The organism is Paenibacillus sp. FSL R7-0204 (genome assembly GCF_038002225.1).
Taxonomy (GTDB): domain Bacteria; phylum Bacillota; class Bacilli; order Paenibacillales; family Paenibacillaceae; genus Paenibacillus_AQ.
Genome location: NZ_JBBOCA010000001.1, coordinates 3,369,548 through 3,381,974, shown reverse-complemented (window position 1 = coordinate 3,381,974; position 12,427 = coordinate 3,369,548). Strand labels below are relative to the sequence as shown.

The following is a 12,427-nucleotide window of genomic DNA, read 5'->3' as shown; positions in this document are numbered from 1 at the left end:
AATCTCCTGTAACATCTATAGCTTAACTAAGCTAACAAAAAAAGCCTGCGGCTGCACCCGAAGGTGCATTTCCGCAAGCTTATTAGTACAGCTATAAGTTAAGGACGCTTATTTGCCGGTATGCCCGAAGCCGCCGGCTCCGCGCACCGTGTCAGACAGCTCATCCACTTCCACCAGAGTCACTTCCGGCACAGCCTGGAATACCATTTGGGCGATCCGCTCGTTGCGGGCAATTGCAAACGGCTCCTGACCCAGATTAATCAGCAGCACCTTAATTTCACCCCGGTAATCCGCATCGATGGTGCCCGGTGTATTCAGGCAAGTGATGCCATGCTTCAAGGCCAGCCCGCTACGCGGACGGATCTGCGCCTCCAGCCCGCCTGGCATAGCCAGAGATATGCCGGTGGGAATCAGCGTCCGTTCGCCCGGAGACAGCACCACAGGCTCTCCTACAGCAGCATACAGGTCATACCCCGAGGCCTGCTCGGACATTTTGCAGGGCAGCAGAACATCCTCATTCCCGGGTAGTTTGTTAATTTGTACGTAATGAGGCAAGATCATCTCTCCTAACATTGGCTATCGCTTTATCTGTGGAACCAACCATTGCCAGGGACAACGGCTGTGCGAACATAAAGTCCAGCAGAGCATCGATATCCTCCATGGTTACAGCTCCGATTTTGGCTATCATTTCATCCAGCGTATCCTGACGGCCGAGCATCAGCTCATTTTTGCCCATCCGGTTCATCCGGCTGCCCGTGCTCTCCAGGCTGAGAATCAGGCTGCCCTTGAGCTGCTCCTTGCCTTTACGCAGTTCGTCCTCGCTCAGACCGTTCACAGCCAAATCACGCAGCATCTCTTTGATAAGCTCAGTTACTTCCTTGGTCTGCTTCGGCGCTGTCCCGGCATACACCGTGAACAAGCCGCTGTCAGCCTGGGCACTGTGGTACGAGAAAACGGAATAAGCCAGACCGCGCTTCTCGCGGATCTCCTGGAACAGCCGGGAGCTCATGCCGCCGCCGAACGCATTGTTAAGGAGTGCCATCGGATATTGCAGCGGGCCGCCGCTGCGGACACCCGGCAGGGAGATGCAGATGTGATTCTGCTCGGTCTTCTTTTTGTGGAACACCAGCTCCCCCTGATATGCAGGCTCAGTCAGCTCCGGCGCTTCACCATGATTCGTGAAGGAACCAAAATGCTGCTCCAGCAGCGGGATTAGCCCGTCATTAATATTACCGGCTACGCTGATCACTGTATTCTCAATGGTGTACTGCTCTTTCATGTAAGCACGCAGATCATCCGGCGTCATCTCCAGCAGGCGTTCCTTGAGCCCGAGGATCGTATAGGCCAGCGGGTGCTCGCCGTAGGCGGCCGCACACATCAGCTCATGGACAAGATCATCCGGGGTATCTTCGCACATAGCGATTTCCTCCAGGATTACATTCTTCTCCTTAGCCAGCTCTTCAGCATCCATCCGTGAGCGGAAGAACATATCTGCCAGCACATCCACGGCAATCGGCAGATGCTCATCCAGCACCTTTGCATAAAAGCATGTATATTCCTTCGAGGTAAACGCATTGACGTTCCCGCCAATGGCATCGAACTGTTCGGCAATATCCTTGGCGCTATAGCGGTCAGTTCCCTTAAAAAGCATATGCTCGATAAAATGGGAAATCCCGTTGTTCAGCGGGTTCTCATTGCGGGAGCCCGTCTTGACCCAGATTCCGAAAGATACGGACCGGCCGGTAGGGATCTTCTCGGTCACCACCCGGAGTCCGTTCGATAATAATATTTTGTCCAATGTGTAATCCTCCTGGCACAGCCCCTGGTTCTGTCTGTATTTGTTATTCGCGCCTCTTATCCTATCAGAAATAGGACGTTCACTCAACTTCCGCAGTCACGATACGCTCAGGGGAGAGCGTCTGACTGACGGTTCCCAGCTGCAGGCCCTTGGCTCTGATCCCCCGGATCATCCCTCTCAGCGCTTGCGAGGAGGATGCCGTCGGATGCATCAGGATCAGCGTTCCAGGCTCTACGCGGCTGCTGATCTTGGCAACAACTGATTCCGGAGACGGATTGCGCCAATCGACCGTATCCAGCGTCCAGAGCACCGTCTTCAGTCCCAGTGAGGCGGCGATCTCCACCGTCTGCTGATTAAAGTCTCCTGACGGCGGAGCAAACCACTTATTCGTCACACCCAGGCTTTCCTTCAGCAGCTTCTGCGTCTTCTCAATCTCGGCAGTGGCACGCGTCCGGCTTAGAATACTCATCTTAGGATGCGTATACGCATGGTTCTCTATCTCATGCCCGCGCTTCAGCATCTCAGCTGCAAGCTCCTTGTTGCGGCTTAACCAGCTTCCGTCCAGAAAAAAGGTGACCTTCACCTTCTCCGCATCCAGAATGTCCAGCATCGGACGGATATACTCATTCCCCCAAGCCACATTAATCATCAGCGAGACCATCGGCTTCGCCGGATTCCCCCGGTAGATCGGCTGCGCTCCCAGATCATCCAGTGATACCTTAGGCTTAATCTGGCGGTACAACAGCTTAAGGCCTGCATCAGGTCCCCGTAAAAGCGCGCTCCGGTAGGTTGCCTCCACATCGACCTCCAGCCCGTTATACCCCGGTATGGCTTTCCATACCCGGTCAACAACAGCATTCACCGGCTGCGCATTCAGCGCCTCGGCCCGGCGGGTAATCTGTGCTAGCAGATCATCCTCTGTCTGATTCAGTGCATGGCTCATCACGGCAGCATCCGCCTGAGGCTTAAGCCCGGCAATCATCTCTTTCACAGGTCCGTTCGTGCTGCCAATTCCAATTACTACTGCGATGCAAGCCAGCACGAGCGCCGCCTTGTCCGTCTTCATGACGTTTTACCTCCCCGGCACAAACGGTCTGTTCCGTCTCTGCACCAGGGTCAAGCCGTGCGGAGACGCTTTGTCCCAGCCTATGTATGCAGAGGGCAAATTATGCATACTGCATCGACGCCGCCTTCAAGCGGGTAAGGTATAACCGTCAGTCAGTACGGTACCGCAGCGTATACTTTTCCAAAAAAAAGAGCCAGAACTGTGCTGCTTCTGTCTCTTCTTCTTATCTATAGTTAGGATAACGGTGAAGCGGCAGCGTAATACTTCTTACGCCTTCGCTCCGCTCTCTGAAGTCAGAACCGCTTTGCGCGACAGGTTGACGCGGCCCTGCTGGTCGATCTCTGTTACCTTCACGGTAATCGTGTCGCCAATCGCCACAACATCTTCCACCTTCGCCACACGATCTGTGGACAGCTGGGAAATATGCACAAGGCCGTCTTTGCCAGGGATCAATTCAACGAATGCGCCGAATTTCTCAATGCGTCTGACCGTACCCACATAAATCTCACCAACCACTACTTCCTTCACAATCCCCTCAATGATGCCACGGGCCTTCTGGATCATAGCTTCATCAGAAGAACCGATAAATACGCGGCCATCCTGTTCGATGTCGATCTTCACTCCGGTTTCTTCAATTATCTTGTTGATGATTTTACCGCCGGCACCGATTACATCACGGATCTTGTCCGGGTTGATATTGATGATAATGATCTTCGGAGCATATTTAGACAGGCTCGGTCTTGGAGCAGCGATCGCTTCATTCATTTTACCCAGAATGAACATACGGCCTTCTCTTGCCTGCTCAAGCGCCTCATGCAGAATCTTGCGGTCGATGCCGTCGATTTTGATATCCATCTGAATCGCCGTAACGCCTTCTGCTGTACCCGCTACCTTGAAGTCCATATCGCCGAGGTGATCTTCCATGCCTTGAATATCTGTCAGGATGGATACATGCTCCCCGTCCTTGATCAGACCCATCGCTACACCAGCTACAGGCGCCTTGATAGGTACCCCTGCATCCATCATCGCCAGAATACTGGCACAGATACTTGCCTGGGAGGTGGAGCCATTGGATTCAATCGCTTCGGATACCAGACGGATGGTGTACGGGAATTCAGTCTCACTTGGGATCACCTTGGATAATGCGCGTTCACCGAGTGCCCCGTGGCCGATCTCGCGGCGTCCCGGTGCTCTTAGCGGACGGGCTTCCCCTACGCTGAACGGAGGGAAGTTGTAGTGGTGCATGAAGCGCTTGGTTTCAGCCGGATCAATACCATCCAGAATCTGCACATCGCCCAGTGCGCCCAGTGTACATACGCTGAGGATCTGTGTCTGGCCGCGTGTGAACAGACCGGAACCGTGCGTACGCGGCAGCAATGCTGTATCACATTCGATCGGACGGATCTCGTCCAGCTTACGTCCATCCGGACGAACCTTGTCATGCGTGATCAGACGTCTTACTTCATCCTTCACGATATCATGCAGGGCTTCCTTAACATCCTTAAGAAGCTCTGGGGTTTCTATGTATTTCTCTGCGAAATACGCCACCGCTTCGTTGTTCACCAGATCGATAGCATCCTGACGGGCATGCTTCTCGGCAATTCTTACGGCTTCCACCAGACGGCTCTCTGCAAAAGCACGGACCTCAGTATTGACATCCGCATTAACCGCATGCAGCTTCACAGCCATCTTCTCTTTACCGGCAACAGCTACGAGCTGTTCAATTACAGCCACAATCTTGCGGACCTCGTCATGTCCGAACATGATCGCTTCAAGCATCACTTCTTCAGTCACTTCATTGGCTTCTGCTTCTACCATCATGATGGCGTCCTTCGTACCGGCCACAACCACATAGATATCGCTGATTGCCTGCTGAGCTTGATCAGGGTTGATGATGAATTCTCCGTTAATCCGGCCTACAGCCACGCCGCCGATCGGTCCGTTGAATGGTACATCGGAAATACTCAGTGCAGCGGAAGTACCGATCATGGCCGCAATATCAGGCGCACAGTCCTGATCCACACTCATCACCAGGTTCAAAACTTGAACGTCATTGCGGAACCCTTCCGGGAACAATGGACGAATTGGACGGTCTGTCAGACGGCTGGACAGAATAGCTTTCTCGCTTGGACGTCCTTCACGTTTGATGAATCCGCCCGGGATTTTGCCTACTGCATATAATCTTTCCTCATAGTTCACTGTAAGCGGGAAAAAATCCAGATCTTTTGGCTCACTGGATGCTGTAACCGTACACAATACTGAAGTATCCCCGTAACGCACCATCACGGCTGCGTTCGCTTGTTTGGCCAGACGGCCTGTTTCCAGCACAAGGCGTCTTCCGCCCAGCTGCATTTCCACACGTTGTTCCATAAAACCCCTCCTTGATTGGTATTAATACGTTCCTGTATGTTCTACAAGCAAAAACGGCTTGTCCTCCGCAGAAGTGCTATAGCCGTTTTTGCGAATACTATCAACTTGTCAACTGTAAAAGTTTACCCTAAATTTTCAAAAAGCAACCCGGCTGTCCCGCTGTCGCTCGTAAGAAGGACATACGGTATACAACCAGGCTGCTTTTGGACTTAACTTATGGAAAATTAACGACGCAATCCCAGTTTTTCAATCAGGGCGCTGTAACGTCTGATGTCTTTGTTCTTCAAATACGCCAGCAGTTTACGACGTTGTCCAACCATCTTCAGCAGTCCGCGGCGGGAATGATGATCCTTCTTGTGCGTACGCAAGTGGTCAGTCAAATTAACGATGTTCTCCGTAAGGATAGCAACTTGCACCTCAGGGGATCCAGTATCGGATTCGTGAGTTTTGTGCTCGTCGATCAATTGGTGTTTACGTTCTTGAGTCAATGCCATCCTGTTCACCTCCTTCATTATAATCGCCAGTAGCCTCGTCACCGTCGGTGAGAACAAGTAACCAAGCTAAGGTTCACATGCTGTCATTCCAGCAACGTTAATCAGTATAGCACCTTCACAGGCAAAAGTAAACGGCTTGTCCGGAAAGATTAGGAATGATATCCCAGCATCCCTTTGGCCGTCTCAGCATCTGCGCCGATCTGTGCAATTAAAGCATCGATGGACTCAAACTTGCGCTCGGAGCGGATATAGGAGACCAGTTCCACCTTAAGCTCCTGTCCATAAATATCTGAGGCAAAATCAAACAGGTGAACCTCAAAGCTCGGAGTGGTCACGCCTTCGTGGAACGTTGGCTTCACGCCGACATTCATCACCCCGTACAAGACCTCTTCCCGGTAAAAGACCTTGACGGCGTATACGCCCTTGGCCGGAATAACATAGCGGTCTTCGAGCTGCAGGTTGGCTGTCGGAAAGCCGATGGTCCGGCCCCGCTTCTCCCCGTGCCCTACGGTACCGCGCAGGTGATAACAACGTCCAAACCAGGCATTAGCCTTACCCAGTTCCCCGCTCAGCAAGCTCTTGCGGATACCTGAACTGCTGACCTTCTCTCCTTCAAGCAGGAACGGAGCGACCGTCTCTACCTTCATCGCACCTTGTCCCAGCTCTGAGAGCGTGTCCGCATCCCCCTCGCCTTTGTAGCCGAAGCGGAAGTCGAACCCTACAACTGCAGTTACAATCTGCAGCGGCAGCAGCATCACAGAGACAAAGTCCGCCGGACTCACCCGGGAGAGCTCTTCATTAAATTCAATTATATATAAAAGCTCAACACCCATCCCGGCAAGCAGCTCCTGCTTATCCTTAGAGGGGGTCAAATATCCTTCATAATCCCCTTTGCCCATAACATCCTTGGGATGGGGATAGAAGGTCATCACCGCTGCCGGTACACCTGCCTCACGGGCAAGAGCAACAGCTGATGTGATGACACTGGCATGCCCGAGGTGCAGTCCATCGAATTGTCCCAGGGCAACTACTTGAGGCTGTGCGTACTGTGCTGCCGCCTCAGGCAGCATCGGATAGCTTAACGTTACGGTTCTCACGCTGTTTCTCACCTACATTCGCAAATAAATTAAAGTTTAGACCTGGGCAAACACCTTGACAGGTGCAATAGCTCCGTTAGCCTCCAGAGCATAAATACCGAGGAACTCCCCTTGCTGATCATAGAGACGGAAATCTCCGGCCTGCTTCACTTCCGGCATTACAAACCGGGTCGACAGACGTTGCCCCTGCAGGGCGGCTTTTTTCTTCTCAGCGGCAACGGTATGTCTGGGCAAATGTGAAATCGCCTCGTCAGCAGCAATCAGATGCTCATCCAGTGTGCCGCCTTCCTTGTGCTGCGCAATTTGCTCCAGAGTCAGGCAATGACTGGCAGCGATCCCGGCCGACATCGTCCGCTCCAGCTTCACCATCACACCGGGAAGACCAAGCTTACGTCCGATATCTACACAGAGGGTACGGATATAAGTCCCCTTGGAGCATAACGCCCGGAAAGTGATCTCCGGATAGTTGCCGTTCCAAACCATTTGCTGCATCTCAATCTCATAAATCTCCACTTCACGGCTCTTGCGCTCTACGGTCTTGCCTTCCCGGGCCAGCTCGTACAGACGCTTCCCGTCCACCTTCACTGCGGAATACATAGGCGGCACCTGTGAGATTACACCCTGGAAGGAGTTCAGCACAGCCAACACTTCGGCTTCTGTGACATGAACCTCCTCCACGGATTCCGTAATCGTCCCGGTCAGGTCCTCTGTATCGCTGGCCATTCCCAGCCTCAGTGTGGCAACATATTCCTTGGGCAGCTCCTGGATATACTCCACTACTCTGGTAGCCCGGCCCAGACAGAGCGGCAATACTCCGGTTACCTGAGGATCAAGGGTCCCGGTATGTCCAATCCGCTTCATGCCCAGAATGCGCCGCGCCTTGGCCACAACATCATGTGAAGTGAACCCTGCAGGCTTATATACAGCCAGAACTCCTGTAAGCTCACTCATAAATGACGTTTGACCTCCTCCAGCACCTGTGCCACAGCTTCTTCCAGAGTTCCATTAATACGCGCGCCTGCTGCGCGTGTATGTCCGCCGCCGCCGAAGGCTTGCGCAAGTAGCGCCACGTCCACCTTACCCGCTGAACGCAGACTCGCCTTCACCGCATGATCATCAATGACCTTGAACAGAATGCCTACCTCAACCCCGCGGATATTCCGGGGATAGTTGACAATCCCTTCAAGATCCTCATTGGCCGCTCCAGAGTCCAGCATATCCTTAGGTGTAACATACACCCAGGCTATATCTCCTTCAGGGCTGAGCTGTAATGTGCTAAGTGCACGGTTAAGCACCTTCACTTGGGGAAGCGTCATCTCTTCCAGCAGAGTCTCTGCCAGGTCCGGTCCATTCACACCCAGTGCGAGCAGTTCGGATACCGCCGCCATTACTTTAGGAGATGTATTGCTGTAACGGAAACCGCCCGTATCCGTTAACAGCCCGGTATAAATGGCTGTAGCTATATCAATATCCCACTTGAGTTCAAAGATCTTCAGCAGATCGAACAGAATTTCTGCTGTCGCCGCCGCATCCGGCTTGATAAGATTCACCGCGCCGTAGCCGTTGTTCGTTGGATGATGGTCTATATTCAAGATCAGTGCATCACTGGTGAAATGCTGCTGGGTCAGTCCTACACGCTGGAAGTCCGCACAGTCAACACATATCACATGGCTGTACTGGCGGGGCAACGAACCCTCAGACAGATTGACAATCTGATCGGCATGCCATAAGTATTCCATTCGCTGCGGAATCTGGCCTTCATTCAGCATCAAATATTTTTTGCCCAGACATGAGAGAAGCCAGCCCACCGCGAGGGTGGAGCTGACTGCATCTCCGTCCGGCTGAACATGCGACACTACAAGATAATCGTCGTGTTCCAGCAGAAACTTACGCGTCTGCTGGAGACTTTGTTCATAGCTCTGCATTCGCCGTCTCCTTTATGTTCCGTAGCCTATTCGTTTTTGCCGATTTCGCCGAGCAGCTTCTCAATGTGACTTCCGTAAGCAACGGATTCGTCAATCTTGAAGATCAGCTCAGGTGTATGGCGCAGGCGGATCGCTTTGCCAAGCTCTGAGCGGAGAAAACCATTGGCCTTCTCAATCGCTCTAAGTGAGTCTGACTTCTGCTCCTCGTCCCCGAATACGCTCAGGTATACCTTGGCCTGTGACAGATCGTTCGTCACATCTACGCCAGTTACAGTTACGAACCCGACACGCGGGTCCTTCAGTCCGCTCTGGATGAGCTGGCTCAGCTCTTTCTTAATCTGCTCGCCAACCCGTCCCGCTCTGATTTTAGACATCTTATTTCACCTCTTCGCTTAGCGCTCTACCGTTTCCATGATGAATGCTTCGATAATGTCGCCTTCAACGACATCATTATAGCGTTCCAAAGTTATGCCACATTCATAACCCTGTGCCACTTCTTTTGCATCATCTTTGAAACGCTTCAAGGTGTCGATCTTGCCTGTGAAGACAACGATACCGCTGCGGATCAGGCGCATTTCAGCATTGCGGGTAATTTTGCCGTCGGTAACCATACAACCTGCGACACTGCCCACTTTGCTGATTTTGAATACGTTGCGCACTTCGGCATGGCCGATAACGTTCTCTTTATAAATAGGATCAAGCATGCCCTTCATGGCACTTTCGATCTCTTCAATGACATTGTAGATGATGTTATGCAGACGCACATCCACCTTCTCCTGCTCGGCTGCCGCTTTCGTCTGGGCATCCGGACGAACGTTGAAGCCGATCACGATAGCATTGGAGGCTGCTGCCAGGGTAATATCGGACTCCGTAATCGCGCCGGCACCGCTGTGAAGGATCTTCACGCGTACGCCTTCGACTTCGATCTTGGCCAAGGAGCCCTTCAGCGCCTCTACCGAACCCTGAACGTCACCCTTAATGATAACGTTGAGATCCTTGATCTCGCCGTCCTTGATGTGCTTGAACAGATCATCCAGCGTAACGCGGGTGTTCGTATTCAGCTCGGACTGGCGCTGCGTTGTAGAACGTCTGTCAGAAATCGCGCGTGCTTTACGCTCATCTTCGAAGGCCATGAACGGATCGCCCGCCTGCGGCACCTCGGTCAGACCGGTAATTTCCACTGGAGTGGAAGGTCCCGCTTCCTTGATTTTGCGTCCCTTGTCATTCACCATGGCGCGTACGCGGCCGAAGCAGTTACCCGCTACAAATGCATCTCCGACCTTCAGCGTACCGTTCTGCACGAGAATACGGGCAACCGGTCCACGGTTCTTATCAAGCTCAGCTTCTATAACAGTACCGCGTGCCCGTTTGTCCGGGTTCGCCTTGTACTCATTCACTTCGGCAACTAGCAGGATCATTTCCAGCAATTCTTCAAGGTTAATGCGCTGCTTAGCCGACAGGTTGACGAAGATTGTATCGCCGCCCCACTCTTCCGGCACCAGCTCATAGCTTGTAAGCTCCTGCTTCACCTTGTCAGGGTCTGCGCCCGGCTTATCGATCTTATTAACTGCCACAATGATCGGAAGTCCGGCTGCCTTGGCATGGTTGATCGCTTCTACAGTCTGAGGCATTACGCCGTCATCCGCCGCTACAACGATAATCGTCATATCTGTAACCTGCGCACCACGGGCACGCATTGCGGTGAACGCTTCATGGCCCGGAGTATCAAGGAATGTGATTTTCTTATGATTAATCTCAACCTGATAGGCACCGATATGCTGCGTAATTCCGCCTGCTTCGCCGCCGGATACATTCGTGGAACGGATAGCATCGAGCAAGGTTGTTTTACCATGGTCAACGTGACCCATGATCGTTACAACCGGTGGCCGTGTCATCAGATCGTCCTCGGAATCATTCTCTTCCACGGTCTCGAAGCTGTCTTCGTCAACCGGAATCTTCACTTCTACTTCTACGCCGAATTCGCCGGCCAGCAGCAGAATCGTATCGATATCAAGCTCCTGATTGATGGTGGCCATAACCCCCATCGAGATCAGCTTCTTGATCACTTCAGAAGCATCCTTGTGAAGCAGCTTCGCGGTTTCACCCACGGTCATGCTGCCACGGACAATGATCTTCTTAGGTGTGTTGTCAATCTTCTCACGATATACGGTCGGCTGGTTTCTGCCGCGGTTGTTCTTGCCGCCACGGCCGCGATAGTTGCCGCCCTTGTTGTCGTCGTAACGTTTCTGGCCGCTGTTGTTGCCGCCAGGTCTGCCGCCAGTGGTATTCTTCTTAGGGCCGTCGCTCCGCGAGAAACCTCCGCCTCCGCCTGCATTGCCTTGACCTTGCGGACGGTCACCTGTACGTGGTGCGCCGCCTTGTCCTTGCGGACGGCTGCCAGTAGAGCTGCCTTGTGGACGGCTGCCGCCAGTAGAGCTGCCTTGTGGACGGCTGCCGCCAGTAGAGCTGCCTTGCGGACGGCTGCCAGTGGAGCTGCCCTGTGGGCGGCTGCCAGTAGAGCTGCCTTGTGGGCGGCTTCCGGTGGAGCTGCCTTGCGGGCGGCTTCCGGTGGAGCTGCCTTGCGGGCGGCTGCCAGTCGAACTGCTTTGTGGACGGCTGCTGCTTGAACTGCCCTGCGGGCGAGAATTCTGAGCGGAGCCTGATGTTTGTGTTCTGCGGGAATCTTGTCCGCTTTGGGGCCTTGGGGACGTCGTCGATTGGTTGTTGTTTTGGTTACTGTTCATACCTACCTGCTTTTCCGATTGAATTTTGTTGGTATTCTGAGCACTGCGTACTTCGGCGGTTACCGAACCGGTAGTTACCGGACGGCTGCTGGTGCCGGTGTCCCGCTTGGCTGCAGCGTTTGACTTGATGTCCTTGAAGAACTGTTCAACTTTGTTCACGGAGCCATTCTCCATGACACTCATATGATTATTCACCGGGACATCCAAACGCTTCAGAATGGTAATAATTTCTTTACTGCTCATGTTCAAAGACTTTGCATATTCGTATACGCGCAGCTTATCCTTATTATCTTCTTTAGTCAATAACTCCACCTCCGACAGTATCTCCAAGCGTTCTGGAGATCATTTCCGCGAATCCTTTATCCGTAACGGCCAGCACTACGCGCTGGTCCTTACCAATACTTGCACCGAGTTCATCCCGGTGAAATGCGATTACTAGTGGAATATCGTAGGTCCCGCATTTATCGCGGAACTTCTTCTGGGTATTATCTGAAGCGTCACCTGCCAGGACGACCAGCTTCGCCTCTGAAGACCGTACTGCCTTAAGCACAGCCTCATCGCCGGTGACAATCTTGCCTGCTCTCATCGCAAGCCCTAAATAAGAAAGTGTCTTACTCATTGTCCTCACTATCCTTCGCTGCCAAAAACTGCTCCTCCACGGATGCAAAATCCCGGGCAAGCTGGGCATAGATTTCAGGACTGACCTGACATTTCAATGCCCGGTCAAGTGCTTTGGTCTTCTGTGCTAGCTTAAAGTATTCCAGTTTACCGCAGATATAAGCGCCACGGCCCGACTTCTTACCTGTCAGGTCGATCAGCACCTCGCCTTCAGGCGTTCTCACCACCCGAATCAGCTCTTTCTTGGGCATCATCTCCTGGCTGGCAACGCATTTACGCAGCGGCACCTTTCTTTGCTTCATAACAAAGCACCTC

12 protein-coding genes are annotated in these 12,427 nt (G+C 52.9%); all 12 read right to left on the bottom strand.

Features of this window, described 5'->3' with window-relative positions:
* Nucleotides 1-108 precede the first annotated feature (108 nt).
* A complete protein-coding gene (gene dut, locus MKX42_RS15140; RefSeq protein ID WP_445669321.1) occupies nt 109-561 on the bottom strand; it encodes a dUTP diphosphatase in 453 nt (150 codons plus the stop codon).
* A complete protein-coding gene (locus MKX42_RS15135) occupies nt 533-1,798 on the bottom strand; it encodes a M16 family metallopeptidase (RefSeq protein WP_340753204.1) in 1,266 nt (421 codons plus the stop codon). Before MKX42_RS15135 ends, dut begins: the two co-directional genes overlap by 29 nt.
* A gap of 79 nt (nt 1,799-1,877) precedes the next feature.
* A complete protein-coding gene (locus tag MKX42_RS15130; protein ID WP_340753203.1) occupies nt 1,878-2,864 on the bottom strand; it encodes a polysaccharide deacetylase family protein in 987 nt (328 codons plus the stop codon).
* Between the two features lie 267 nt (nt 2,865-3,131).
* The gene (pnp, locus tag MKX42_RS15125) at nt 3,132-5,234 is read right to left on the bottom strand and encodes a polyribonucleotide nucleotidyltransferase (protein WP_340753202.1); all 2,103 of its coding nucleotides are present in this window, start codon (nt 5,232-5,234) and stop codon (nt 3,132-3,134) included.
* A gap of 224 nt (nt 5,235-5,458) precedes the next feature.
* Nucleotides 5,459-5,728 (bottom strand): 30S ribosomal protein S15, encoded by a 270-nt coding sequence (rpsO, locus tag MKX42_RS15120; protein WP_019910460.1) that lies wholly within the window; start codon nt 5,726-5,728, stop codon nt 5,459-5,461.
* Between the two features lie 149 nt (nt 5,729-5,877).
* On the bottom strand, nt 5,878-6,825 hold the full coding sequence (locus MKX42_RS15115) for a bifunctional riboflavin kinase/FAD synthetase (protein ID WP_340753201.1): 948 nt from the start codon (nt 6,823-6,825) through the stop codon (nt 5,878-5,880).
* Between the two features lie 36 nt (nt 6,826-6,861).
* Nucleotides 6,862-7,776, bottom strand: a complete 915-nt coding sequence (gene truB / locus MKX42_RS15110; RefSeq protein ID WP_340753200.1) for a tRNA pseudouridine(55) synthase TruB — start codon at nt 7,774-7,776, stop codon at nt 6,862-6,864.
* Nucleotides 7,773-8,750 (bottom strand): DHH family phosphoesterase, encoded by a 978-nt coding sequence (locus tag MKX42_RS15105; RefSeq protein ID WP_340753199.1) that lies wholly within the window; start codon nt 8,748-8,750, stop codon nt 7,773-7,775. Before MKX42_RS15105 ends, truB begins: the two co-directional genes overlap by 4 nt.
* 26 nt (nt 8,751-8,776) lie before the next feature.
* Nucleotides 8,777-9,124 (bottom strand): 30S ribosome-binding factor RbfA, encoded by a 348-nt coding sequence (rbfA, locus tag MKX42_RS15100; RefSeq protein WP_036692621.1) that lies wholly within the window; start codon nt 9,122-9,124, stop codon nt 8,777-8,779.
* A gap of 18 nt (nt 9,125-9,142) precedes the next feature.
* Entirely contained in the window at nt 9,143-11,797 is a 2,655-nt protein-coding gene (infB, locus tag MKX42_RS15095; RefSeq protein ID WP_340757694.1) for a translation initiation factor IF-2, read from the bottom strand.
* Nucleotides 11,790-12,113 (bottom strand): YlxQ family RNA-binding protein, encoded by a 324-nt coding sequence (locus MKX42_RS15090; RefSeq protein ID WP_036724725.1) that lies wholly within the window; start codon nt 12,111-12,113, stop codon nt 11,790-11,792. Before MKX42_RS15090 ends, infB begins: the two co-directional genes overlap by 8 nt.
* Nucleotides 12,106-12,414, bottom strand: a complete 309-nt coding sequence (rnpM, locus tag MKX42_RS15085; protein WP_036692616.1) for an RNase P modulator RnpM — start codon at nt 12,412-12,414, stop codon at nt 12,106-12,108. The genes MKX42_RS15090 and rnpM overlap by 8 nt, the downstream gene beginning before the upstream one ends.
* Between the last annotated feature and the right edge of the window lie 13 nt (nt 12,415-12,427).